The organism is Streptomyces sp. NRRL S-244, from assembly GCF_000717915.1.
GTDB lineage: Bacteria > Actinomycetota > Actinomycetes > Streptomycetales > Streptomycetaceae > Streptomyces.
This window is the reverse complement of the sequence record NZ_JOCX01000015.1, coordinates 87,533-111,018: the sequence shown is the minus strand read 5'-3', so window position 1 is coordinate 111,018 and position 23,486 is coordinate 87,533. Positions and strand designations below refer to the sequence as shown.

Here is a 23,486-nt window from a genome sequence, read left to right as displayed (position 1 = left end):
GCCGACGGCGCGGGTTGGTGGGACGCTGGGGGAGGGGCGAACCGTGGAGGACAACCCATGAAACGCGCAACGCGATGCGTCGCGATCAAGGCTTCGTCCGTACTCCTGCTGGCGGGCTTCGCGTCCGGAACGCTGGTGGCCGGTTCCGGGACCGCCGCCACCGCGGACGAGCCGCGCCGGGCGCCGGCCCCGTGCACGAGCACCCAGGTCGTCGCGAACAGCGCACAGCCGACCGGGTCCGCCCAGGTACGGATCACGGTGACCAACAAGGGGACGAAGCCGTGCGTGCTGAACGGCTTCCCGACCGTGGCGCTCGCGGGTCAGGGCTCGCCGGACAAGAACAAGCCGCTCCAGGTGATCCGCGTCGGCAAGTCGGGGCCGGTGCAACTGGCGGCCGGCGGCCGCGCCTCGGCGCAGCTCACCTTCACGCCCGTGCTCGGCGAGGCGGACGGCTACTGCGCCTCCGGCGCGGATCCCTTCGTCGCGCCGTCGATGGTGGTGGGTGTGGCGGGCGGCCGCTACCAGCTGGCGCCCAGCGACGGCGGTGAGTTCGCACTCTGCGGCACCACTGTTCGCGCGACCGCCTTCCGCGGGTAGGGCTCCGGCCGCCTGAGCGCGATGCGGCTCGTGTCAGTGCATTGTTATAGCGTGCGCACGTCAAACAACGCACAGTGCACACGCTCTCGGGGGATTCCCGCATGACCTACCCGCCCCAGCCGGGCCCCGGCCCGTACGGCCAGCCCGCCCCGCACGCCCAGCAGCCGCCGCAGGGCTACCCGCCCCAGCCGGGATACGGACAGCCCCAGCAGCCGGGCCAGCCGCCGTACGGCGCCCCGCCGCAGCAGTACCCCTACCCGCAGCAGTTCGCCGCCCCGCCCGCGCCGCCGCGCAAGCGCATGGGGGTCATGAAGATCCTGAAGATCATCGTCGCCGTGGTCGTGGTCATCGCGGCCGCGGTGGGCTATTACGCCAGCCGCGACGACGCCGACAAGGCGAAGGTCGGAGACTGCCTGACGAACAAGGGCAACACCGTGAGCCCCGACCTCCAGGTGGTGAAGTGCGGTGGCGCGACCGCCCAGTACAAGGTGGTCAAGGTGATCCCCGACTCCCTCGACACGAACCAGTGCAAGGGCGTGTCGGACATCGGCTACGAGGAGCAGATGCGCGGCTCCCGGCGCAGCTCGGGCAAGCAGTTCGTGCTCTGCATAGACGAGCTCAAGAAGCCCTGACCCCACCCCACCCCCGCGCCGCGGCCCACCGAAGGGCCGCGGCTCGGGTTCGCCCTCATGACCCGGTCGAACTCGTCGCCGGGCTCGGGCGGGCCTCCTCGGCGGGGTTCTGGCGGCGGACCGGGCGGAATCCGATGAGCAGGACCACCACGCCGATCAGGGCGAATCCCGCCGTCCAGAGGGCGCCCACGTGCATGGCGTGGATGAAGGCGGCGTCGGCCGCCCGGGCGAGTCCGGGGTCGTGCGTCGCGGCCGCGACATGGCGGGCGAGCTCCGCCGAGACCCGGGCCTGGTCCCGGACCGGATCCGGAAGGCCCGTCAGCGAGCCCTCGATCGCGTGCCGGTAGACGATCGACGTGATCGTGCCGCCCGCGGCGATCCCCAGCACGCTGCCGGTCTGGCGCAGGGTGCTGTTGACCGCGCTTCCCGCGCCGGCCCGCTCCAGGGGCAGGGAACCCAGTACGGCGCCGGTGACGGGAGCGATCACCATGCCGATCGACGTCCCCTGCACCAGCATGACCACCGGGTACCAGGCGATCGGCGTGCTCGCGTCGAACAGCGCCACCGCCCCCATGGCCAGGGCCGCGGCGGTCAGCGCGATCGCGCCGACACGCCGGACCGAGGTCCTGCCGGTCAGCCGCACCGCGATCGGCGAGCCGACGACCACGCCGAGCGCGCCCGGCAGCCCGAGGAGCGAGGCGTCCAGCGCCGAGTACTGGCGCGCCCCTTGCAGGTAGAAGGCGAGGTAGAAGGAGCCCGCCGTCATCGCCAGGAACACCGTCATCAGGGCGACGTTCCCGGCGGCGAAGCGGCGCTGCGTCAGCAGCCGGGGGTCGAAACTCGGCTCGGCGATCCGCAGTTCGGTGACGACGAACGCGGCGATCAGCGCGATGCCCGCGGCGGTGCTGCCCCAGACGCCCGGCTCCGTGAACGAGGCCTCCTGGCCCGCGCGGATCAGGCCGTACGCGAGCAGCCCGAGGCCGCCGGTCGACAGGAGCAGCCCGGCCGGGTCGAGGCGACGGACCTGCGGACTGCGGAAGTTCGGCACGTACCGCGCGATGAAGCCGAGGCCGAGCACGACCACCGGTACGTTGACGAGGAACACCGAGCCCCACCAGAAACGGGAGAGCAGCCCGCCGGCCAGGATCGGCCCCGCGGCGATCCCGACCCCGGCGAACGAGGACAACGTACCGAAGGCGGCGGGCCGTTGCTCGGGCTCGAAGGTCCAGCTGACCACCGCCATGGTGGCAGGGACGAGTAAGGCGGCCCCGACGCCCATCACCGCTCGCGCCGCGATGAGCTGGCCGGGAGTGGAGGCGTACGCGGCGAAGCCCGAGGCGGCGCCGAACAGGGCCATGCCCGCCAGCAGCGTGTTGCGGTGCCCGAACCGGTCGCCGAGCGCGCCCCCGGTGAACATCAGCCCGGCGAAGGCCAGTGTGTACGCGCCCGTGGCCCACTGGAGTTGGCCGGGCGTGGCACCCAGGCCGCGGACGGGGTCGGTCAGCGTCTCGAAGGCGGTGGACAGGATCGTGCCGTCGAGCCAGATGAGGACTTGGGCGAAAATGAGAACGCCCAGGATGAGCCGTTGGCGGGCTCTCGGTGGCGTGGCGGATGACATACGTGACTACCTTCGATCAGGAGGAGTTGGCGCTAGAATCGACAGGGACCTGACGATCCAGCGCGGCGTCATCCTGGCAAACTCGTCAAGTTCCTGTCAATCAATAAGAGTTCGGAGGTCGCCTCGTGGGCGAGAAGAGCCACGACCGAGTGCTGAGTTTCCTGGTCCGCCACACCTGGCTCAGCATGCGGGCGGCGATCGGCGCCGAGTTGGAGGAGTTCGGGCTCACCGTGCCGCAGTTCGCGACCCTGATGATGGTCAAGGAGTCCCCGGGCAAGTCGGTCGCCCAGCTGGCCCGCTCCGTCGGCAGCACCCGCCAGGCCGCCAACGAGATGCTCGCGACGCTCGAACGCGAGGGCCTGATCACCCGCTCCCCGCACCCCACCGACCGCAGGACGCACCAGCTCCACCTCACCGACCTCGGAGCCGCCCGCTACGCGGACGCGCTCCCGGCCGTACAGCGGCGGGAGGCGGAGCTGGAGGCGGGACTGGCCCCGGACCAGCGCGATGCGGTCCTCGCGTGGATGTCGTCGATCTCCACCGCCTGCCAGGCGACGGGGGAGGGCCACTGAGCCGGCCGGGGGAGCGGCAGTCACGGCGGGGGCGGCCCGTCGTTTCCCGGATATGACTGATCTGATGGTCCAGATCCCGGCCGACTGGCTGGCCCGGGTGTTCCTCTCGCTCCGCCGCGGCTCGTCGCAGGACGCCCAGGTCTCGGCGGCGGAGCTCCAGCCGTTCACGGAGAAACCCGGACAGCGGATCCCGGTGCCGCGGGCGACCGTACTGCGCACCGAGCTGGCGCTGCGGGGAGAGCTCGAACGCGCCCGGGAGGACGAGCGGCGGGCCCGGCTGTCGGAGGAGGCCGACTACCTGATCAGCGCCCGCCTCGGCGGACAGGCCGATCGCACCGGTCAGTAGACGAGCTTGTACGTCACGTCCTTGGCGACCGGGGGCGGAGCGGTGTCGGTGTAGAGGAGCCGGATGGTGGTGTAGCGCTGCACGTCGGGGTGGTCGGGCCAGGGCCGCGGGTGGCTCAGGGTCACCTTGACCGGGTAAGCCCGGAAGCGGCCCGCCGCGCAGTACGGGGTGCAGTCGTTCACCATGTCGGTGCCGGTGGCCGTCGCGGTCCGCTGCCCCCACCTGTCCCAGCGCAGCCCGACGAGGCGGTTGTTCCCGTCGCCGCAGGCCAGCAGGTACTCGTGCGGGCGCACCTGGGCCTGGGAGAAGCAGTCGACGACCACGACCGGACTCGGATCCATGACGGCCCGGGGCGCCTGTGCCGAAGCGGGTACGGCGCTTGCCGCGAGGGCCGCGGCCGCGCACAGCAGGGTGGCCGTCCGCACCCGTACCCGCACCCGTACCCGGGCTCGGGTCGCGGGTGCGGGCCCACCGACTCGTGATGCGTCCACGCGGCCCTCCTCGCATCGGCGGGCCGGCTCCGGCGCCGCCTCGTGGCTACGACCTTCCCCAGCTTCGCTCATCCGGCCGAACCCCGCACCCGCTGGGCCTCGGCCGCGGCGGCCCGGCCGGGCGCCCCGGCTCAGGAGATGGCGTACCACTGGCTGGCCCAGCCGGTGTTGATGGTGCTGGTGGACTGCTCGCCCAGGTTCACGGTGGCCGGCAGGGAGGTCTGGCCCGTCAGGAGGGTGCTGTAGCGGAGGTTCGGCGGGGTCAGGCCCGCGTTCACCGAGATCCCGGCGCCCGTGGACTTGAGGGTGAGGGCGTTGGTGGCCCAGGTGCCGTTGAGGAGGAGGGCGATGAAGTAGGTGCCGGGGGCGGCGGTGAAGGGCTTGGCGAGGGGGAACGGCTTGGCGATCGCGTCGGTCATCAGCAGCGGGGAGATGTCCGCGGTGGACGCGCGCAGGGTGCCGTTCGCGTCGTAGACGCCGAGGTAGTTCTGGGAGAGCTGGGCGCCCGGGTCGATGCCGGCGAGCCCGAGCCAGATGTTGGACCAGGTGATCTGCTCGCGCAGCACGATCCGTACGAGGGTGACCCGCCCGGCGACCCCGGCGGCGGACTGGGCGGTCACGTGCCCCGCGTCGTTGGGGTCGCCCGTCCAGGCGAGGAGGTTCTGGTCCTGGGGGCGGGGTCCCTCGAACGCGGAGCCGCCGCCCGGGGTGACGGGAGCGGGCGCCGCGGCGCTGCTGCCGCCGCCCTTGCCCTTCGGGGTGCCGCCGGACGCGGTGCAGCCGGCCAGCAGGAGCACCGCCGCGAGCGCGGCGGCGAGGCCGGCGGAGACGGTGGTGGTACGGGTGCGCATGGTCCCCCCATGAAATGCGGAAATTGAAATGCCGAAATGCGGATGTGCCAAAGGAGGCCATGGTCACATGGCCCCCCGCCGCCCCTCGCGCGAGCCCCCGTGCCGGCGCCTGCGGGCCGCGTCCGGGGGCTACTTCGCCTCGGTGGCCACCGGCGCGGGCCAGAGGTGGCCGGGGGTCACGATGGAGGTGACCGCGTTCCCGATCATGCCGGACAGGTTCTTGCCCCGGTAGTCGATGTCGCTGTTGACGAGCACCACCAGGGTGGCCTTCTCGGCGGGGAGCCGGGCGGCGATGGTCTCGTAGCCGGGCAGTTCCCCGTTGTGGCCGAGCCAGCCGTTGAAGTCGAGGATGCCCAGGCCGTACGAGGCGCCGGGGACGCCCTCGATCGGGAGCGTCCGGAGCCGCTCGGCCTGCGTCTCGCGGGTCAGCAACCGGCCGTCCGCCAGCGCGGGGGCCCAGGTGTGCAGGTCGTCGAGGTCGGAGATGACCCCGCCTGCGGCCCAGGCCCAGGAGGGGTTCCAGTTCGTGGCGTCGGCGACGGTGCCCTTCGGCGTGAAGTCGGTGTACCCGTGGGCGTGCGGGTCGGGCATGGCGCTGTCGCCGGGCAGGGAGGTGTCGTTCAGCTCCAGCGGCGCGAACACGTGCTCCCGGAGGTAGTCGGCGAGGCTCTGCCCGCTGACCTCCTCGATCAGCATCCCGAGCAGGACGGTGTTCGTGTTGCTGTACTGCCACTTGGCGCCGGGCTCGAAGTTCGGGGGATGGCGGAAGGCCACGTCCACGAGTTGGCGCGGGGTGTAGGTGCGGTGCGGGTCGGCGCGCACGCCGGCCAGCCACTTCTCGTCCGTCGTGTAGTCGAAGAGGCCGCTGCGCATCTCTGCCAGCTGGCGCAGCGTGACCGAGTTCCCGCCGGGGACGCCGGAGACGTACCGCGAGACGGGGTCGTCGAGGCCGGCCTTGCCCTGGTCGACCAGTTGGAGGACGCCGGTGACGGTGAAGGTCTTGGTGACGCTGCCGATCCGCGAGTAGAGGTCGGACTTCATGGGCGTGCCGGTCTGCTGGTCCGCGATGCCGAAGGACTTCTCGTACACGCCGCGGCCAGGCATCCACAGGCCGACGTTGAGGCCCGGCATGCCGGTCTGCTTCATGATCTTCGTGATCGCCGCGTCCAGCTTCTGCACGGTGGCGGGATCGAAGTCCTCGCGTACGGCGGCGGGGCCGGTACCCGCGCACAGCGCGGCCAGCAGCAGCGCCACCGCGGCGGGCACGCCCGCCCGCCGGACCCGGCGCCCACGCAACGGACGGCACCCGCCCATGACCGGTCACCCCTGCCAGGCTCGACGACATACCCCGAAGCCCCCGAGGCGCTCCCCCTCATCGTAGGAGCGCCCCCGACCCGCCGCGATTCCCCGCGCCCCGGGGGCGGCCGTTACGGCGCGATCGGGAGTTGGCGCTTGTGCTCGGTCAGGCGGTAGCGGCGGACGATCGTGTCGAAGGCGCGCTCGTCGACCGGCTTGCCCTCCAGGAAGTCGTCGATGTCGTCGTACGTGACGCCCAGCGCGTCCTCGTCGGCCTTGCCGGGGTCCAGGGTCTCCAGGTCCGCCGTGGGGGTCTTCCAGACCAGCTCCGCGGGGGCGCCCAGGACGTCGGCCACGGCACGCACCCGGCGCTTGGTGAGGCCGGTCAGCGGGACCAGATCGGCCGCGCCGTCGCCGAACTTCGTGAAGAAGCCGGAGACCGCCTCGGCCGCGTGGTCGGTGCCGACGACCAGGCCGTCGTGGGCGCCGGCCACCGCGTACTGGGCGATCATGCGCTGGCGGGCCTTGATGTTGCCCTGCACGAAGTCCTGGTGGTGGGCGTCCCGGAAGGCGGTGCCGCCGGCGAGGGCGGCCTCCAGCGCGGCGTCGCTGGCGGGCTTCACGTCCACCGTCAGCACCCGGTCCGCCTTGATGAAGCCGAGGGCCAGCTGGGCGTCCTTCTCGTCGGCCTGGACCCCGTACGGCAGCCGCATCGCGTAGAACGTCGCCTCGTGGCCGGCCTCGCGGGCCCGCTCCACGGCGAGCTGGCACAGCCGTCCGGCCGTGGTGGAGTCCACCCCGCCGCTGATGCCGAGGACCAGCGAGCGCAGGCCGGTGGAGGTGAGCCGCTCGGCCAGGAAGGCCACCCGGCGCTCGATCTCCCGGTGGGCGTCGAAGGTCTCCGACACCTGGAGTTCCCGGGCGATCTCCTGCTGCAGAACGGTGGACGCCGGCCGGCTCACGGCTGCTCCTCGTGGTCGATGGTGATTCATGGGTGCGCTGCCCTGCCGACCCTAGTCGAACCCCTCCGGAGCCTCGAAAGCGGCCGGGCTTGACGGATGCGCCCGAAGTTATGACACTCGAAGTGCAAGTTGTTTGTGTCGTATGACCCTGGAGGGTCAGGAGGCAGTCATGCCGGAGCGCCGGATCCACGTCGTCGTCTACGTAGTCGCGGGGGCCGTCATGGGTGTGGTCTGGGCGTGGGGATCGGGCACCCCCGCCTGGGAACACGCGCTGCGCCTCCTCGCGCTCGTCGCGTGCGCCGGAGCCGCGATGACGCTGGCGCACCGCCGCCGGGCGCGCCTCGGCCGGCCGGTCCGCCGCCGCCTGCACTCCGGACTGCTGCTCGGCAAGGTGCTGCTGGTCGCGGCGGCCCTGCTGCTGGACCAGCTGCTCGGCCTGTGGGTCTCCGAGCCGAGCCTGATCACCGCGGCCGTCCTGTTCGTGGCCATCGCGGCGGGCGGCCCCGCCCTGCACCGGCGGCTCGCGCGGGAAGGAAGGGGTATGAGGGGCCTGCGGCGGCCCGCGCCCTCGGATCCCCGGGTCCTGACCGGGGCCGACGCGCAGTAGGTGCCTTACGGCCGCCGGGCCGGCCCGGCCGGATCCGTACTGGCCAGTAGGGCGTGTACGGACGTCTCCATCGTCCGGGAGGCCGCCTCGACGCTCAGGCCACTGCTGCGCCAGTGGTACCAGGCGCCCCACGTGGTCACCGCGTCCAGCCCGTGGAGCACCTCGGTCCTGCGCTCTGCGGGCAGCCGGTCGAGCTCCTCGGCGAAGATGTCGGCCAGCCGGCCCCGGGCGAAGTCCAGGACCTGCCGGGTGACCTCCCTGATCCGGTCCCCGTTCTGCTCCAGCCGCATCAGCGCGAGCTGGGCCGGAGTGATCCACTCCAGGATCCGTGAGCGCTGTTCCGTGAGCGCCGCGACCCGTGCGGCTCTCGGGCCGTCGGTCGGCAGGGGCCTGGTCTGCTCCATGAGCTGCTCCAGGCGCCGCGCGATCGCCGTCTCCACCAGCTGGGACATGTCGGCGTAGTGGTGGAAGACCAGGCGGCGGGAGACTCCCGCGCGCTCGGCGACGCGGTCCGCGGGGAAGTGCGACTCGCCCTCGTCGAGCAGGGACAGCACCGCGTCCGCGATCTTCACGCGGGACTGGCGGCTGCGCTCGGCGCGGCCGTCCGTGAGCCGTTCCTCTGACTGCCCGGCCGACTGCTGCACGTTGACCCCTCCCGGTCTCACTCGTCGCCATTGTCGCAAATGGGGCGCGCGTTGATTTAATTGCACCACGAGTGCAATCATGACCGGACAAGCCGCGCCTGACGAGGGGGATCCCGTACGCATGTTCGCCACTCTGGGGCGCTGGTGCGCCCGACGGCCGAAGCGGGTCGTCGCCGCCTGGCTCCTGCTGCTGGTGGGCCTCGCCGCGGCGGTGGGCGTGCTGGGCAGCGCCACCACCGAGACGGTCTCCATACCCGGCAGCGACAGCCAGGCCGCCCATGACGCCGCCCGTGCGTTCGCCGACTCCGCCTCCGGCCGCCAGCCCCTCGTCCTGCACACGCCCCCCGACGGCCCGCCCCTCACCTCGGACCGCGCACGCGGCGCCGTCCAGGAGACGGCCCGCGCCCTCGCCGCCCGCGACCACGTCCTCGCCGTGACCACACCGTACGAACCGGCCGGAAGCGCGGCCCTCGCCCCCGACGGACACACCGCCTACCTCGCCGTCGAACTGGACCTGGCGGGCCGGGACATCACCGCCGAGGTCGTCCACGACCTCATGGACGCGGCCGAACCGGCCGAAGCGGCCGGGATCGAGGTCACCCCCGGCGGCAACCTCGCAGAAGCCGCCGACAAGAAGTCCACCCGGCGCAGCGAGGTCATCGGGCTCGCCGCGGCCTTCGCCGTCCTCTACCTCGGGTTCCGCAAGCCGATCGCGGCCGCCGTACCGCTGGCCACGGCCGTCGTGGGACTCGGGATCTCGCTCGAAGTCATCGGCCTGACGGGCCACTTGACGGACATGCCGTCCTCCGGCGCCACCATCGCGGCGATGATCGGCCTCGGCGTGGGCATCGACTACAGCCTCTTCTGCCTCACCCGCTTCCGCGAACTCCTCGCCACCGGCCGGCAGATCGAGGACGCCGCCGCCCTCACGATCGGCGCATCGGGCAAGGCGGTGGCCTTCGCCGGCACCGCGGTCATCGCGGCGCTCGCCAGCCTGGCCCTCGGAGGCCTGCCGTTGCTCCGCGCGCTGGCGCTCGCCCCCGGCATCGCCGTCCTGGTCGCCATGGCGGCCACCCTCACCCTCCTCCCCGCGCTGCTCAGTCTCCTGGGACGGCGCCTCGCCCCCGCTCCCGCTCCCGCCCCCGACGCCGCGGACCGGCCGCAGACCTCCCCGCCGCCCGCCCGCGGCTGGGCGCGCATCGCCCGGCACGTCGCCGACCGGCCGTGGCGGTACCTGCTCGCCGGCCTCGCCTTCTTCGCCCTGCCGGCGCTCGCCGCGGCCCAGCTGTCCTTCGGGCAGCTCGACGGCGGCGACAAGTCCCCGGGCACGGCCGGCCGTACGGCCTACGACCGGCTCGCGTCCGCGTTCGGCCCGGGCGTCAACGGACCGCTCCAGGTGACCGGCACGCTGCCGAAGCCGGCGTCAGGACCGGCGGACCCGGCCGTCACGGCCGTCGGCGGAGCGCTGAAGGACACCGGCGGCGTCGCCGCGGTCGGACCCGCCCAACTGAGCCCCGACGGCCGGACCGTGCGCTGGCAGGTCACCCCCACCACCGCGCCCGGCGATCCGCGCACCGCCGCCCTGGTGCACCGCCTGCGCGACAGCACCCTGCCGCCCGTCACGAAGGACACCGGCGGGCAAGCCCACGTCGGCGGCATCCCGGCGACCCAGCTGGACCTCAACGAACGGCTCGCGCAGCGCCTGCCCGCCGTCATCGGGGTCGTCCTCGCCATCGCCGGGCTGCTCCTCCTGCTGGCCTTCCGCTCCCCGCTGGTCGCCGCCAAGGCGGCCGTGCTCAACCTCCTCTCGGTGGCCGCCGCCTACGGCGTGCTCACCGCGCTGTTCCAGTGGGGCTGGGGAGCGGCACCGCTCGGGCTCGGCGGACCCGTGCCGATCCCGGGGTACGTACCGCTGCTCATGTTCGCGGTCCTGTTCGGGCTCTCCATGGACTACGAGGTCTTCCTCCTGAGCGCCGTCCGCGAGGCATGGCTGGCCGGCGGCGACAACCGCGGCGCGGTGATCACCGGGCTGGCGAGGACCGGACGGATCATCACCTCCGCCGCGCTGATCATGGTGTGCGTCTTCCTCGGCTATCTCCTGTGGGACGACCCCGTCGTGAAGATGTTCGGGATCGGCCTCGCCACCGCGGTCGCGCTCGACGCCACGGTCGTCCGCGGGCTCCTCGTCCCCACCACGATGGTCCTGCTCGGCAAGGCCAACTGGTGGCTCCCGCCCTGGCTCGACCGGCTGCTGCCGCAGATGCACATCGAAGGCGGCGAAGAGGAGGTCGTCCGTACCTCCTCCGTCCCCGAACCCGTGAGGAACACATGAATCACCGCACCGCCCGAGCCGACGCCCGCGCACAGGCCGTCGTACGGGGGACTGCTGCCCCCGGCACTGCCGTACGCGGCACTGCCGCGCGCCGCCCGGGCCGTCTAGGTCGCCCGGGCCGCCCGCGCCGTGCCCGGCGGTGGGCGCTGGCCGGCGCATGCGCGCTGCTCGCCGGCCTCGTACTCGCCGACCGCGTCGCCGCCGGTGTCGCCGAGGGCCGGATGGCCGACCGGATCGCGGCGCGGCAGAGCGCCCTGGTGGCGGCGCCGAGCGTCTCGATCGGAGGCTTCCCGTTCCTGTGGAACGCGGCGTCGGGAACCTACCCGGAGGTGGAGGTCGACGGCCGGGCGCGGACGGAGGACGGGCTGCCCGTCACCGCCTCCGTCGACCTGCACGACGTGTCCGCAACGGCGGGAGGCTACTCGGCGGCCGGGGCGCGGGCGGAGTTCAAGGTCCCCCTCGACGCACTCGGCGCCAAGCGCGGTCCCGGCGTCAGGCTGAGCGGGCACGACGGGCGGCTGGAGATCACCCGGTCCGTCATGGGGGTACCGCTGGTCGTGACCGCCGCGCTCACGCTCACCGGTGACACCGTCACGCTCGAACCGACGGCGGCGTCCTTGGCCGGGCGTCCCCTCGACCCGGCCAATCCGCAGATCGTGGCGGCGCTCAAGGCGGCGGAACGCAAAATACCGGCCCTGCCGCTCGGCCTCGTCCCGTCCGGGATCTCCGTCGACTCCGGCGCCGTCACGGTGCACGGCGAGGCGAAGGACGTCAGGCTCCCCGGTCTCCCCGGCGAGGCATGAGAGAAGCGGCGTGGCCCTGCCCCGCGAAACCGGCGAGCTCAGGTGATCACGCGCTCGGGGGTGTGGCGGCGCGCAGGCCTCCGAGCAGGGTGGCCAGGTAGCGGTGGGCGGTGTCGACGCGGTCGGCGGGGTCGCCGCCGTGGACGTCCACGGCGTAGGAGATGCCGCACATGAGCGGGACGAGATCGCCCGAGGCCAGGTCGGGGCGGACGACTCCCGCCTCGCGGGCCCGGCCGAGCAGTACCCGGCCGGTCGACCACAGCGCCGACTTGAGTTCCGTGGTGCGCGGCAGGGCGTCTTCGGGTGCGGCCGTGACCGGGGCCAGGGAGGCGTCGGTGACCTGCGCTTCGAGGGTTCGGGTCAGGAAGCCCTCCAGCGCGTGCCAGGGGTCGGGGTCGGACAGTGCCTGCTCGCCGTGGGCGGTCAGGGCCTCCAGGCAGGGGGTGGCGACGGTCTCCAGCAGTGCCTCGGGCGTCGCGAAGTGCCGGTAGACGGTGCCGACGCCGAGTCCGGCGCGGCGGGCGACGTCGTTGAGCTGCAGCGGCGAGCCCTGGTCGACCAGGGCCCGGGCGACGGCGATGATCCGGTCCCAGTTGCGGGCCGCGTCCTTGCGCAGTGGCGTCGTCGTCATGCGGACATGGTAACTGGATGGCTCATCCGTATCATGTCCGGTCGTCGCGCTAGTGTGCGCTTGTGAGTCTTCATGTCGTCATCGGATTCGGGCCCGCAGGGGCCGCCACCGCTCGACTCCTGGCGGAGGAGGGGCATTCGGTACGGGTCGTGACCAGGTCGGGCCGTGGCGCGGAGCCCGGCATCGAGCACGTCGCGCTGGACGCCACGGACGGCGGGCGGCTGGCCGAAGCGGCGCGGGGCGCGGCCGCGATCCACCACTGCGCCGCCCCGCCCTACCACCGCTGGGCGAGCGATTGGCCCTCGCTGGTCTCGGCGGTCTGTGCCGCGGCGGAGGAGAGCGGAGCCGTCCTGGTCATGCTGGGCAACCTCTACGGCTACGGACCCGTAGACGGCCCCCTGACCGAGGGGCTGCCCCTGGCGGCCGCCGGGACCAAGGGCCGGGTGCGCGCCGCCGGTTGGGCAGCGGCGCTCAAGCTGCACGAGGAGGGCAGCATCAGGGCGGTCGAGGTGCGGGCCTCGGACTTCTTCGGGCCCGGCGTGACCGACGGCGGGCACCTGGCCGGGCGGGTCATGCCGCCGCTGCTGCGCGGCAAGCCCGTGTCCACCCTCGGTGACCCGGACGCCCCGCACAGCTGGAGCTACCTCCCCGACGTGGCCCGGGCCCTGGTCGGGGTCGCGGGCGAGGAGCGGGCCTGGGGACGCGCCTGGCACGCCCCGACGGGACCCGCGCTGTCCGTCCGGGAGATGGTGGACCGGCTCGCCGCCCAAGCCGGAACGGGACCGGTCGCAGTGCGCCGGCTGCCGTCCGCCGTACTGGGCGCGGCCTCGCTCTTCTCGCCGCTGCTCCGCGAACTGAAGGAGGTCCGCTACCAGTTCGACCGCCCGTTCATCGTCGATTCGACGGCGTACGAAGCCGAGTTCGCCGCACGCGCCACTCCCGTCGACGAGCAGGTCAAGGCCACGGTGGACTGGTGGCGAGGGCGATCGGCCGCCACCGGGTGACGCCCGCGTCGGAAGGGCGGTCCCTCACTCCGGATCCGAGGAGCCCGCGGATCCCGTGGGCTCTGCGGGGTCGTTGACGGGAGGAAGGCCCTGAAGCTGCCGGTACTGGTCCATGATGGCCATGATGGCTTCGAGGTTCTCCTTCTTCATGCCGGCCGCGCGCATCGCCACGGAGCGCACTCCTGCCTGCCGCAGGGCCTCGATGGCGGCGATCTCGCCGAGCGCCGACTCGGCGGCTTCGTCGTCGAAGAAGTAGGCGACCGATACGCCGAAGAAACGGGCGAGGGCGGCCAGCAGGTCCGGTGAGGGGTTGGACCGCTTGCCCGTCCGCAACTGCGACAGGTACACGCCGCCGGCCTTGATCTCGGGGTTGACCCGCTTCAGCTCCTCGGCCACCTCGGCATTGGTCCAGCGCCTGCCCTTGGGGCGAACCGTCTTGAAGAGGTCGTCCAGGCGCACTGCCAGTGCGGGCCGGTCGTCAGTCTCGGACACTGCGCATCTCCCTCCCGCCGCCTCCCCGGTATTGCTCTCAGCTAATTTCCAGTTTTGCAGATTAGCGGTCAGTTGACAATCTGGCTTGAGTCCGCCACCGTGGACCCCGTCGATAGCTGACAGCTGACTTTGCTTCACGGGGGTAGCCGAGTGAGTTGCCGGTCGCATCGACCCGGCTCGGTCCGGCCCTCGGGGGATGGGGGCCGGTCCGGCCGGTACGCACCGGGGAAGTCACGGGGCGCGGGCCGACGGCGGGGAAACCCGCCCGGCCTGACGGGGGGCAGACCGGGCGGGAGCTCTCGACCCGCTTAACTGATCTTACGTGAGACGGACGCGTTCGTGGCCTGCGTTCCGTCCAGGGGAACGTCCAGTCCGATGCTTTCGGCCGCCACGGCAATGGCGAAGTCGAAGTACGCGGACTCGTCCCGGACGCTGTCGTGCGTACGGCTGAACACCTGGAACACCAGCAGCCCGATCAGATTGCTCCACAGCACCATGCCGCGCTCGACGAGGTCCGAGAACGGGGCCTCGGGCGTGCCGCCGAAGAGCTGCACGGCCTCCGGCAGGAGCAGCGGCGGCCCCGGCACCGCCCGCCGCGGCGGGGTGAGTTCACCGGCCGCCAGCGCGGAACGCACGATGCCGGCCAGTACCGCGGGAGTGCGCGATGCGGCCGCAACCGTGTCCTGCGGGGCGTGGTAGCCGGGCACCGGGGAGCCGTAGATCAGCGTGAATTCCGCGGAGTTGTCGAAGGACCACGCCCGCAGTGCCCGCGTCACCGCGAGGAGCCGCGCCCCGGCCGGCGCACCGGCGGCGCCGGCGCTCCGGTCGGCCTTCTCCATCGCGGCGGCGGAACCGTCGTAGGCGTCGATCACGAGCGCGGTCAACAGGTCGTCCCGGTGCGGGAAGACACCCTCCACGTCGGCGACGGCAAGACCGCCGCCCTCGGCGACGGCTTCCAAGGACAGCCCGGCGGCCCCCAGCTTCACGAGCAGTTGGCGCGCGACGGCCTTGATGGCCTCCGGCCGCGCGGTGTTCTCATCCTCGGCACTTGTGGAAACATACATGGGCCAAACCGTACCCGTCGGCTGCCGGAGCCCCCATCGGTTCTCGGACATCGTTCCCGCAGCCGGTCGCAGGTCATGCCATGCCCCACTTGCGGTCGTTGAAGCCGAGACCCCCGCCCAGGGCCAGCCCGGCGACGCCGACACCGCCGCAGCGGCCGCCGCCCGTACGTCTCCCGCCGTCGCGCAGGCCACGATGCCGGCCGGCAGCACGTGGGCGTGGCGCAGGTTGTCCGGCACCGACAGCTCGCCGAAGCCGTCACCGCCCGGCCGGTAGGGGCCGGCCGCCGGACCGAGTGCCCGAGACATCGCGGTGATCATGCTTCCGGCCCGGCCGCCGCAGGGGTCCGCGCAGCTACGGAGCAGGGGAGTGCACCCGTACGAAGGAGTCGGGCCACGGGCCGGATGGCCGATCGGCGGCCGGCGGCCCCGGACCCGAGCGCGTTTGCATAGCCATGCGTTTAAGTGCATACTCTTCCCATGTCAAAGGTTCTCACCTCCCTGCCCACCGGCGAGCGCGTCGGCATCGCCTTCTCGGGCGGCCTCGACACCTCCGTCGCGGTCGCGTGGATGCGCGACAAGGGTGCCGTCCCCTGCACCTACACCGCCGACATCGGCCAGTACGACGAGCCCGACATCGCGTCGGTGCCCGGCCGTGCCAAGACCTACGGTGCCGAGATCGCGCGCCTGGTCGACTGCCGGGCGGCGCTGGTCGAGGAGGGCCTGGCCGCACTCGCCTGCGGCGCGTTCCACATCCGCTCGGGCGGTCGTGCGTACTTCAACACCACGCCGCTCGGCCGCGCCGTCACCGGCACCCTGCTGGTCCGGGCGATGCTCGAGGACGACGTACAGATCTGGGGCGACGGCTCGACCTTCAAGGGCAACGACATCGAGCGGTTCTACCGCTACGGCCTGCTCGCCAACCCCCACCTGCGCATCTACAAGCCGTGGCTCGACGCCGACTTCGTCCACGAGCTCGGCGGCCGCAAGGAGATGTCCGAGTGGCTCGTCGCCCACGGGCTGCCGTACCGCGACAGCACGGAGAAGGCGTACTCCACCGACGCCAACATCTGGGGCGCCACCCACGAGGCCAAGACCCTGGAGCACCTCGACACCGGCGTGGAGACCGTGCAGCCGATCATGGGCGTGCGGTTCTGGGACCCGTCGGTCGAGATCGCCGCCGAGGACGTGACCATCGGCTTCGACCAGGGCCGCCCGGTGTCGATCAACGGCAAGGAGTTCCACTCCCCGGTCGACCTGGTGATGGAGGCCAACGCCATCGGCGGCCGCCACGGCATGGGCATGTCGGACCAGATCGAGAACCGGATCATCGAGGCCAAGAGCCGCGGCATCTACGAGGCGCCCGGCATGGCGCTCCTGCACGCCGCGTACGAGCGTCTCGTCAACGCGATCCACAACGAGGACACCCTCGCGCACTACCACAACGAGGGACGGCGCCTCGGCCGGCTGATGTACGAGGGCCGCTGGCTGGACCCGCAGGCCCTGATGGTGCGCGAGTCGCTCCAGCGCTGGGTCGGCTCGGCGGTCACCGGCGAGGTCACCCTGCGGCTGCGGCGCGGTGAGGACTACTCGATCCTCGACACCACCGGCCCGGCCTTCAGCTACCACCCGGACAAGCTCTCGATGGAGCGCACCGAGGACTCGGCGTTCGGCCCGGTGGACCGGATCGGCCAGCTCACCATGCGCAACCTCGACATCGCCGACTCGCGCGCCCGGCTCGAGCAGTACGCGGGCCTCGGCATCGTCGGCACCGCGCACCCCGAGCTGATCGGCGCCGCGCAGGCGGCGGCGACCGGCCTGATCGGCGCCATGCCCGAGGGCGGCGCCGAGGCCATCGCCTCCCGTGGCGAGGTCTCCGAGGACGACGAGCTGCTGGACCGCGCGGCGATGGAGTTCGGCACCGACTGACCGGTCACCGACCGACCGGTGGGCCCTCCCCGGCCTCGGGCGGTCCGCACGCCGACGACGTGCGGACCGCCCGAGGCCTTCTCCGTGTCCTGCGCCGATCCGAATGTGCGTACCACTACGCTGGCCGTGCTCGGTACGCGAGTTGACGAACGGCTATGGACGGGGCGTGGGGTGACGGCGGGGGAGGCGAACGGCGCGGAGCTGGTCGGCAAGGTGCTCGGCGGGCGGTACCGGGTGACCGCGATGATCGGACGCGGCGGCATGGGCGTGGTCGCCCGCGCCGTGGACGAACTGCTGGGCCGGGAAGTCGCCGTCAAGGTCATGCGGGTCTACACCGACGCCTCCGCGGTCGAACTGGCCGATCTCCGCGCGCGGATGCGGCGCGAGGCCCAGGCCGCCGCCCGCATCCGGCACGGCGGTGTGGTCACCGTGCACGATGTCACCGAGGAGGAGGGCCTCCCGGTCATCGTGATGGAACTCGTCGACGGGCCCTCGCTCGACGACGTACTGGAGCGGCGGGGCCCGCTCGAACCGCGCGAGGCGGCGGCGATCGGCGCCAAGCTGATGGACGCGCTCGACGCCGCGCACCGGGCCGGGGTCCTGCACCGCGACGTCAAGCCGGCCAACGTGCTGCTGGAGCGCGACGGCCGCGTCGTGCTCACCGACTTCGGCATAGCCACCGTGCAGGCCTCGGGCGACGAGGACATGGCCAAGCTGACCCGCGGCGGCGACATCATCGGCTCCCTCGACTACCTCCCGCCGGAGCGCGCACAGGGCCGCGAACCCGGCCCCGCGTCGGACATCTGGTCGCTCGGCATGACGCTGTACGCCGCGGTCGAGGGCACGTATCCGTTCCGCCGTACGTCCGCCTGGTCCACGCTGTCGGCGATCGTCACCGAGCCGCTGCCGGAGCCCCGCCGGGCGGGAGCGCTCACGCCCGTACTGCGCGCCCTGATGGCGAAGGAGCCGGGGAGCCGGCCCACCGCCGGCCGGGCCCGCGAGATGCTGGAGGCGGTGGCCGAGGGCAGGAGCGCGCCCGGCGCGGCTCCGGCGGCGCCCGGCCCGCCGATGGCGCCGCCTGCGACCGCCCAGCCCGCCGCAGCCCAGCCCGCCGCGGCCCCGCCCGCCGCGGCTCCGTTCTCTGCCGTACGTCCCGCCGCCGTACCGACACCGCCGCCCGGCTACGGCCCCGCCCCGGTCCCGTACCCCCGGCCGGCCCCGCAACCGCCGTACGCCGGCCGTCCGACCCCGGTCCCTGCCCCCGGGCAGCCGGGGCCCTTCGCCGCGACGGGCGCGCCGATCGCGCCCCAAGGCTCCGGCACGGCAGGAGCGGCCCGCGGGCGGGTCGTCATCGCGGCGGCCGTCGCCGTCGTCCTGGCCGGAGGCGGCGTCACGTACGCCGCGATGGGCGACCACGGCGGCAAGGGCGGCGCGGCGCAGGCCCACGCCGCGCCCCCGCAGACCACCCGCAGCCCTTCCGCCGCGCAGAGCCGCAACTCCCGGTCCCCGAAGCCGTCCAAGGACTCCGCCAAGCCCGGCAAGTCACCGACGCCCACCCCGGGCGGCAAGAGCGGCGTCGCGACCCCGAAGGCATCGGCCCCGCCGCCCGCCGAGCCCACTCCCGTGTCGACGAGCTGCACCGGCTGGAGCCATCAGGACCGGAACCCGGGAACCCACGGCTACATGTCCGGCACCTACCACATCACCACCGGGCCCTACCAGGAATGCCCCGCCGTGGCGGTGGCCAAGTCCGGTACGAAGCTCATGTACCAGTGCTACGTCGTCAACGCGTACGGCAACAAGTGGACCTACGTCCGCGCGACCGACACGAACGCGTCCGGCTGGATGTCCAACGACAACCTCACCCGCCAGAACGGGTCGTCGAGCCGCTGCTGACCGCTGCCGGCACTAGGATGCGCCCCATGCCGGACGCCTCCCCCCGCCCCGAGCCGTTCACCCCGCACACCGACCCGGCGGCGCTCGACGACCTGCGCGCGCGGCTGCGCGCCACGCGGTGGCCGGACGCGCCCGAGGGCGCCGGCTGGTCCCTCGGCACCGACCTCGCCTATCTGCGCGAGCTCGTCGCCTACTGGGCGGACGGGTTCGACTGGCCGGCACAGGAGGCGGCGCTCGCCCGCCTGCCCCACTTCCGCGTGCCGCTCCGCGGCCTCGGGATCCACTACGTGCACGCCCGCGCCGTCGCACCGGCCGGGGCGCCGGTACTGCCGCTGGTCCTCGGCCACGGCTGGCCGGACTCGTTCTGGCGCTACTCGAAGGTCGTCCCGCTCCTGACCGACCCCGCGGCGCACGGCGCCGATCCCGCCGACGCCTTCGACGTGGTCGTCCCCGACATGCCGGGCTACGGGTACTCCGAGCGCCCCACCGGCCCGCCCCTCGACACCATCGCCGTCGCCGGGCTGTGGGCCGAGCTCATGGGGGTGCTCGGGTACGAGCGGTTCGGCGCGGCGGGCGGGGACGTCGGCAGCCACGTCAGCCGCTACCTCGCGCTCGACCACCCCGACCGGGTCGTGGCCGTCCACCGTACGGACGCGGGCCTGCCGCTCTTCACCGGCGACCCGGCGGAGCTCGCCCCCGAGGAGCGCGCCTGGCTGGAGGGCGCCGCGGCGTGGGGCGCGACCGAGGGCGGGTACGCCGCCATGCAGCGTACGAAACCCCAGACCGTCGCCTTCGGGCTCACCGATTCGCCGGCCGGACTCGCCGCGTGGATCGTCGAGAAGCTCCGGGCGTGGAGCGACTGCGACGGCGACATCGAGCGGAGCTTCACGAAGGACGAGATCCTCACGAACGTCACGCTCTACTGGCTCACGGGGACGATCGGATCCTCCCTGCGCATGTACCGCGCGAACGCCGCGATCCCGCCCGCGCAGCACGCCCGCCGGGTCGAGGTGCCGTCCGGCTTCTCGATCTTCCAGGGCGACGTGGTCCGCCCGCCGCGGGCCTGGCTGGAGCGCACGGCGAACGTCGTGTACGCGACCGAGCCCCCGCGCGGCGGCCACTTCGCACCCTTCGAGGAACCCGAGCTGTACGCGGAGGAACTCCGCGCGTTCTTCCGCCCCTACCGGGCGGCTGCGCGGAACGTGCGCCGGTAGGCGTCCGGCGGGACGCCGACCGTACGGTTGAAATGGCGGCGCAGCGTGGCGTCGGTACCCATGCCGGTGGCCGTGGCGATCGAACCGATGGTGTCGTCGGTGGTCTCCAGGAGCTCCTGGGCGCGGTGGATGCGCTGGGTCAGCAGCCAGCGCAGGGGAGTGGTGCCGGTGAGATCGGTGAACACCCGCGCCAGATGGCGCGAGCTCATGTTCGCCCGGCGGGCCAGGTCCTCCACGGTCAGCGGCCGGTCGAGCCGTTCCATCGTCCAGGACAACAGTGCGCCCAGGGGGTGATCGCGCGGTTCGGGCACGGGAGTGGCGACGAACTGGGCCTGGCCGCCGGCCCGGTGCGGCGGTACGACCAGGCGGCGCGCGACCTGGTTGGCGACGGCCGAGCCGTGGTCGAGGCGGACCAGGTGCAGGCACAGGTCCATCGCGGCGGCCTTCCCGGCCGAGGTGAGCACACTGCCGTCGTCCACGTAGAGCACGCCCGGATCGACCTCCACCCGGGGGTACTTGGCGGCCAGCGCGGCGGCGTGCAGCCAGTGCGTGGTGGCCCGGCGCCCGTCCAGCAGACCCGCTGCCGCCAGTACGAACGCCCCCGTGCACAGGGAGGCCACCCGGGCACCCGCCTCGTGGGCCGCGCGTACCGCGGCGACCAGTTCCGCGGGCGGATCCGTGTCGAGGTCGGCGATAGCCGGGACGATCACGGTGTCCGCGTGCACCAACCGGTCCAGTCCCGCGTCGGGTTCGACCCGGAAGCGGCCGCCGACGGGCACGGAGTCCGGGCCGCACAGGGCGAACTCGTACCAGGGGTCCGCAAGATCGGACCGGTCGACGCCGAACACATCGCAGGCCGCGGCGAGTTCGAAGTGGGGTACCCCGGGCGTGACGGCCAGCGCGACAAGGCTCATGTCCGAAAGTGTACGGGGCGTGGCATTACCGCTACTCCCGGCCGACGGCCTGCGCGGGCACGATGGCATCCAAGTGATCGTTCGAACGGGGGAGCCTGATGGAATCGAATCGAGTGGCGGCGGCGGTAACGGTCTTCGGCGCGTACGGGCACACCGGACGCTTCGTCGTCTCCGAACTGCTGGACCGGGGGCTGACCCCGGTCCTGTCCGGCCGCGACGCCGACAAGCTCCGCGCACTGGCCGCCGAATTCCCCGGACTCGACGTCCGGCCGGCATCCGCCGACGATCCGGAGGCGCTCGACCGCGCACTGGCCGGAGCGGCCGCCGTGATCAACTGCGCCGGGCCCTTCGCCGAGACCTCCGCGCCGGTGATCGAGGCGGCCCTGCGCGCACGGATCGCCTACCTCGACGTCGCGGGCGAAGTGGAGGCCGCCGCCGACACCTTCGCCGATTTCGCGGACCGGGCCCGCGACGCCGGGATCGTGGTCATGCCCGCGATGGCGTTCTACGGGGGCCTCGGCGACCTGCTCGCCACCGCCGCGCTGGGCGACGCCCCGGCGGCCGACGGGATCGACATCGCGTTCGCCCTCAGCAGCTGGCAGCCCACCGCCGGGACCCGCGGGTCGAGCCAGGTCTCGCGACGCCGGCGCGAGGGCCGCCGGCTCGTCTACGCGAACGGCCGACTGGAGCTGCGTACCGACGCGGCGCCCACCGGGCGGTGGTCCTTCCCGGCGCCGGTCGGAGACCAGGCCGTGATCGGCGAGTTCACCACCACGGACAGCGTGACCATCGCACACCACCTGTCCGCCCCGGACATCCGGACCTTCATGACGGTCGAGGCGGTCAAGGACGTGCTGGCCCCGGACGCCGTGGCACCGAAGCCGGTCGACGAGCGGGGCCGGTCGGCGCAGACCTTCCTCGTCGACGTCACCGTCCGCACGGGCTTCACCCGGCGCCGTGCCGTGGCCCGCGGGCAGGACATCTACGCCGTCACCGCGCCGCTCGTCGTCGAAGCGGTCAGCCGGATCCTCACGGGACGGGTCAAGACGGTCGGCCTCGTCGCCGCGCCCGGCGAGATCTTCGACGCGCACGCCTTCCTGACCGCGCTGGCCCCGCACCACCTCTCGTACGAGCTCGGCGCCGCCGAGACGCGCGGCTGACCGCGGCCCCGGCCCGCCTCAGGCGGACGTGCGGCCCCGGCTCGGCCGGCCGTTGGTCGGCGGGTACGCGGGCTTCGCCGGCGTCGAAGCCGTCGGCCGTACGGGCGGGGGCACCGGCAGCGGCGGCAGGGAGGTCTCGTACAGCCAGGCCGAGAACACCTCGTCCACCGGATCGGCCGCGTACCGGGCCACGTGCGTGGTGAAGGCGGCGGTGCTCACCACGCCGTGCCGGTGCACCGTCGTCCAGTCGCGCAGCATGCGGAAGAACGCGCCGTCGCCCAGGGCGCAGCGGATCGCGTGCACCGCGAGCCCCCCGCGCTGGTACAGCCGGTCGTCGAACATCAGCTTGCGGCCCGGGTCGACCAGCCGCAGGTCCTGCGGCTGCGAGGCCAGCAGCCGGTGCGCGGCGGCCGCCTGCTCGTGCGCGGTGCGGCCGCCGGAGCGCTCCGACCACAGCCACTCGGCGTACTTCGCGAAGCCCTCGTTCAGCCAGATGTGCCGCCAGTCGGTGATGGTCACGCTGTTGCCGAACCACTGGTGCGCCAGCTCGTGGGCGACGAGCCGCTCCGACCCGCGGGCGCCGTCGACGTGGTTGGCACCGAACAGGGAGAGGCCCTGGGCCTCCACCGGAACGTCCAGTTCCTCGTCGGCGACGACCACCGCGTACTCCCCGAAGGGATAGGGCCCGAACAGGTCCTCGAACAGCTGCATCATGGCGGGCTGCCGGGCGAAGTCGCGGGAGAACTGCGGCAACAGGTGCGCCGGTACGTGGGCGCTCATCGGCACCCCGCCGAGCCCGGGGTCGCCGAGCAGCACCGTCTGGTACACGCCGATGGACAGGCCGACCAGGTAGCTGGAGGTGGGTGCGGGCTGCTCGTACACCCAGGTCGTCGTGGACGCCTTGGTCGTCCTGGTGAGCAGCCGCCCGCCCGCGACCACCGTGTACGAGGACGGCGTGTTGACCGAGATCTGGTACGAGGCCTTGTCGGCGGGCCGGTCGTTGCACGGGTACCAGGAGGGCGCGCCGACCGGCTGGCTGGCCACCAGCGCGCCGTCGGTCAGCTCCTCCCAGCCGAGCCCGCCCCAGGGGCTGCGCACCGGCTTGGGATTGCCCGCCCAGTGCACCTCCACGGTGAAGGCGGCGCCGGCGGACAGCGGCTTGGCCGGGCGGATGCGGAGCTTGCCGCCCCGGTGGGTGTAGTGCGGGGCACGGCCGTTCACCATGACCCGGCCTATTTTGAAATCGGCCAGGTTCAGGTGGAACTCGGCGAGCGGCGCCCGCCCGGCGATCGCGCTGATCCGGGCGGTACCGGCCAGCCGGTTGGGGCCGGGCCGGTACTCCAGAGCGAGTTCGTACCGGTGCACGCGGTAACGGGAGTCTCCGTTGTCGGGGAAGTACGGGTCCGATGCCGCTGTTCTCTGGCCGTTCATTGC

At 73.0% G+C, this 23,486-nt stretch carries 23 protein-coding genes; 12 read left to right on the top strand and 11 right to left on the bottom strand.

Annotation, left to right across the window (positions count from 1 at the left end):
• The first annotated feature begins 57 nt into the window (after positions 1–57).
• The gene (locus IF02_RS33210) at positions 58–597 is read left to right on the top strand and encodes a DUF4232 domain-containing protein (protein WP_051696378.1); all 540 of its coding nucleotides are present in this window, start codon (positions 58–60) and stop codon (positions 595–597) included.
• Positions 598–698: 101 nt separating this feature from the next.
• Complete coding sequence (locus IF02_RS32510) at positions 699–1,229, top strand: LppU/SCO3897 family protein (protein WP_051696377.1); 531 nt, start codon at positions 699–701, stop codon at positions 1,227–1,229.
• Positions 1,230–1,284: 55 nt separating this feature from the next.
• Here the strand turns inward: IF02_RS32510 and IF02_RS0120075 are convergent, their stop codons facing one another.
• Positions 1,285–2,847, bottom strand: coding sequence for an MFS transporter (locus IF02_RS0120075; RefSeq protein WP_037836686.1), 1,563 nt, complete (start codon positions 2,845–2,847; stop codon positions 1,285–1,287).
• A gap of 125 nt (positions 2,848–2,972) precedes the next feature.
• Here IF02_RS0120075 and IF02_RS0120070 point away from each other — a divergent pair, with 125 nt between their 5' ends.
• Positions 2,973–3,419 carry a MarR family winged helix-turn-helix transcriptional regulator gene (locus IF02_RS0120070; RefSeq protein ID WP_030158872.1) on the top strand — a complete coding sequence of 149 codons (447 nt, stop codon included), beginning with the start codon at positions 2,973–2,975 and terminating at the stop codon, positions 3,417–3,419.
• Positions 3,420–3,471: 52 nt separating this feature from the next.
• Positions 3,472–3,765, top strand: a complete 294-nt coding sequence (locus IF02_RS0120065) for a hypothetical protein (RefSeq protein WP_158708518.1) — start codon at positions 3,472–3,474, stop codon at positions 3,763–3,765.
• On the opposite strand, the gene IF02_RS0120060 is transcribed toward IF02_RS0120065, so the two are convergent.
• The 4 genes from IF02_RS0120060 to nadE all read right to left on the bottom strand — a co-directional run bounded on the left by IF02_RS0120060 (position 3,759) and on the right by nadE (position 7,365).
• Complete coding sequence (locus IF02_RS0120060; RefSeq protein WP_420708181.1) at positions 3,759–4,256, bottom strand: hypothetical protein; 498 nt, start codon at positions 4,254–4,256, stop codon at positions 3,759–3,761. The two genes, IF02_RS0120065 and IF02_RS0120060, sit on opposite strands and share 7 nt — an antisense overlap.
• 131 nt (positions 4,257–4,387) lie before the next feature.
• Positions 4,388–5,107 carry a hypothetical protein gene (locus tag IF02_RS0120055; RefSeq protein WP_030158868.1) on the bottom strand — a complete coding sequence of 240 codons (720 nt, stop codon included), beginning with the start codon at positions 5,105–5,107 and terminating at the stop codon, positions 4,388–4,390.
• Between the two features lie 129 nt (positions 5,108–5,236).
• Positions 5,237–6,403 (bottom strand): serine hydrolase domain-containing protein, encoded by a 1,167-nt coding sequence (locus IF02_RS0120050; protein WP_234318269.1) that lies wholly within the window; start codon positions 6,401–6,403, stop codon positions 5,237–5,239.
• A gap of 131 nt (positions 6,404–6,534) precedes the next feature.
• Positions 6,535–7,365: an ammonia-dependent NAD(+) synthetase gene (gene nadE / locus IF02_RS0120045; protein WP_030158866.1), complete on the bottom strand. Its 831-nt coding sequence runs from the start codon at positions 7,363–7,365 to the stop codon at positions 6,535–6,537.
• Positions 7,366–7,534: 169 nt separating this feature from the next.
• Between nadE and IF02_RS0120040 the strand changes: the two genes are divergently transcribed.
• A complete protein-coding gene (locus tag IF02_RS0120040; protein ID WP_030158865.1) occupies positions 7,535–7,972 on the top strand; it encodes a hypothetical protein in 438 nt (145 codons plus the stop codon).
• 5 nt (positions 7,973–7,977) lie between these two features.
• Here the strand turns inward: IF02_RS0120040 and IF02_RS0120035 are convergent, their stop codons facing one another.
• Positions 7,978–8,637, bottom strand: a complete 660-nt coding sequence (locus IF02_RS0120035; protein WP_051696376.1) for a TetR/AcrR family transcriptional regulator — start codon at positions 8,635–8,637, stop codon at positions 7,978–7,980.
• Between the two features lie 100 nt (positions 8,638–8,737).
• Here IF02_RS0120035 and IF02_RS0120030 point away from each other — a divergent pair, with 100 nt between their 5' ends.
• Entirely contained in the window at positions 8,738–10,948 is a 2,211-nt protein-coding gene (locus tag IF02_RS0120030) for an MMPL family transporter (protein ID WP_051696375.1), read from the top strand.
• Positions 10,945–11,751, top strand: coding sequence for a DUF2993 domain-containing protein (locus tag IF02_RS0120025; RefSeq protein ID WP_078622198.1), 807 nt, complete (start codon positions 10,945–10,947; stop codon positions 11,749–11,751). The genes IF02_RS0120030 and IF02_RS0120025 overlap by 4 nt, the downstream gene beginning before the upstream one ends.
• Before the next feature lie 46 nt (positions 11,752–11,797).
• On the opposite strand, the gene IF02_RS0120020 is transcribed toward IF02_RS0120025, so the two are convergent.
• Positions 11,798–12,382: a TetR/AcrR family transcriptional regulator gene (locus IF02_RS0120020; protein WP_030158857.1), complete on the bottom strand. Its 585-nt coding sequence runs from the start codon at positions 12,380–12,382 to the stop codon at positions 11,798–11,800.
• A gap of 62 nt (positions 12,383–12,444) precedes the next feature.
• Here IF02_RS0120020 and IF02_RS0120015 point away from each other — a divergent pair, with 62 nt between their 5' ends.
• Positions 12,445–13,386 (top strand): NAD-dependent epimerase/dehydratase family protein, encoded by a 942-nt coding sequence (locus IF02_RS0120015; RefSeq protein ID WP_030158855.1) that lies wholly within the window; start codon positions 12,445–12,447, stop codon positions 13,384–13,386.
• Between the two features lie 24 nt (positions 13,387–13,410).
• On the opposite strand, the gene IF02_RS0120010 is transcribed toward IF02_RS0120015, so the two are convergent.
• Complete coding sequence (locus IF02_RS0120010; protein WP_030158853.1) at positions 13,411–13,878, bottom strand: helix-turn-helix domain-containing protein; 468 nt, start codon at positions 13,876–13,878, stop codon at positions 13,411–13,413.
• 308 nt (positions 13,879–14,186) lie between these two features.
• Positions 14,187–14,942, bottom strand: a complete 756-nt coding sequence (locus IF02_RS0120005; protein WP_106977317.1) for a TetR/AcrR family transcriptional regulator — start codon at positions 14,940–14,942, stop codon at positions 14,187–14,189.
• A gap of 477 nt (positions 14,943–15,419) precedes the next feature.
• Here IF02_RS0120005 and argG point away from each other — a divergent pair, with 477 nt between their 5' ends.
• From argG to IF02_RS0119990, 3 genes are all read left to right on the top strand, one after another.
• On the top strand, positions 15,420–16,868 hold the full coding sequence (argG, locus tag IF02_RS0120000) for an argininosuccinate synthase (protein WP_030158849.1): 1,449 nt from the start codon (positions 15,420–15,422) through the stop codon (positions 16,866–16,868).
• Positions 16,869–17,039: 171 nt separating this feature from the next.
• Positions 17,040–18,764, top strand: a complete 1,725-nt coding sequence (locus IF02_RS0119995; RefSeq protein WP_030158847.1) for a serine/threonine-protein kinase — start codon at positions 17,040–17,042, stop codon at positions 18,762–18,764.
• A 26-nt stretch (positions 18,765–18,790) separates the two neighbouring features.
• Complete coding sequence (locus IF02_RS0119990; protein WP_030158846.1) at positions 18,791–19,978, top strand: epoxide hydrolase family protein; 1,188 nt, start codon at positions 18,791–18,793, stop codon at positions 19,976–19,978.
• On the opposite strand, the gene IF02_RS0119985 is transcribed toward IF02_RS0119990, so the two are convergent.
• Positions 19,945–20,892: a helix-turn-helix domain-containing protein gene (locus IF02_RS0119985; protein WP_030158844.1), complete on the bottom strand. Its 948-nt coding sequence runs from the start codon at positions 20,890–20,892 to the stop codon at positions 19,945–19,947. The genes IF02_RS0119990 and IF02_RS0119985 overlap by 34 nt on opposite strands.
• A gap of 98 nt (positions 20,893–20,990) precedes the next feature.
• Here IF02_RS0119985 and IF02_RS0119980 point away from each other — a divergent pair, with 98 nt between their 5' ends.
• Positions 20,991–22,052 carry a saccharopine dehydrogenase family protein gene (locus tag IF02_RS0119980; protein ID WP_030158842.1) on the top strand — a complete coding sequence of 354 codons (1,062 nt, stop codon included), beginning with the start codon at positions 20,991–20,993 and terminating at the stop codon, positions 22,050–22,052.
• Positions 22,053–22,070: 18 nt separating this feature from the next.
• Here the strand turns inward: IF02_RS0119980 and IF02_RS0119975 are convergent, their stop codons facing one another.
• Positions 22,071–23,483 (bottom strand): M1 family metallopeptidase, encoded by a 1,413-nt coding sequence (locus IF02_RS0119975; protein ID WP_030158840.1) that lies wholly within the window; start codon positions 23,481–23,483, stop codon positions 22,071–22,073.
• Positions 23,484–23,486: the final 3 nt, after the last annotated feature.

Excerpts from the sequence above, each read along its gene's own strand:
- IF02_RS33210 (WP_051696378.1), top strand. The coding sequence starts at position 58 with ATGAAACGCGCAACGCGATGCGTCGCGATCAAGGCTTCGTCCGTACTC.
- IF02_RS32510 (WP_051696377.1), top strand. The coding sequence starts at position 699 with ATGACCTACCCGCCCCAGCCGGGCCCCGGCCCGTACGGCCAGCCCGCC.
- IF02_RS0120075 (WP_037836686.1), bottom strand. The coding sequence starts at position 2,847 with ATGTCATCCGCCACGCCACCGAGAGCCCGCCAACGGCTCATCCTGGGC.
- IF02_RS0120065 (WP_158708518.1), top strand. The coding sequence starts at position 3,472 with ATGACTGATCTGATGGTCCAGATCCCGGCCGACTGGCTGGCCCGGGTG.
- IF02_RS0120055 (WP_030158868.1), bottom strand. The coding sequence starts at position 5,107 with ATGCGCACCCGTACCACCACCGTCTCCGCCGGCCTCGCCGCCGCGCTC.
- IF02_RS0120040 (WP_030158865.1), top strand. The coding sequence starts at position 7,535 with ATGCCGGAGCGCCGGATCCACGTCGTCGTCTACGTAGTCGCGGGGGCC.
- IF02_RS0120030 (WP_051696375.1), top strand. The coding sequence starts at position 8,738 with ATGTTCGCCACTCTGGGGCGCTGGTGCGCCCGACGGCCGAAGCGGGTC.
- IF02_RS0120025 (WP_078622198.1), top strand. The coding sequence starts at position 10,945 with ATGAATCACCGCACCGCCCGAGCCGACGCCCGCGCACAGGCCGTCGTA.
- IF02_RS0120020 (WP_030158857.1), bottom strand. The coding sequence starts at position 12,382 with ATGACGACGACGCCACTGCGCAAGGACGCGGCCCGCAACTGGGACCGG.
- IF02_RS0120005 (WP_106977317.1), bottom strand. The coding sequence starts at position 14,942 with ATGTATGTTTCCACAAGTGCCGAGGATGAGAACACCGCGCGGCCGGAG.
- argG (WP_030158849.1), top strand. The coding sequence starts at position 15,420 with ATGTCAAAGGTTCTCACCTCCCTGCCCACCGGCGAGCGCGTCGGCATC.
- IF02_RS0119990 (WP_030158846.1), top strand. The coding sequence starts at position 18,791 with ATGCCGGACGCCTCCCCCCGCCCCGAGCCGTTCACCCCGCACACCGAC.
- IF02_RS0119985 (WP_030158844.1), bottom strand. The coding sequence starts at position 20,892 with ATGAGCCTTGTCGCGCTGGCCGTCACGCCCGGGGTACCCCACTTCGAA.
- IF02_RS0119980 (WP_030158842.1), top strand. The coding sequence starts at position 20,991 with ATGGAATCGAATCGAGTGGCGGCGGCGGTAACGGTCTTCGGCGCGTAC.
- IF02_RS0119975 (WP_030158840.1), bottom strand. The coding sequence starts at position 23,483 with ATGAACGGCCAGAGAACAGCGGCATCGGACCCGTACTTCCCCGACAAC.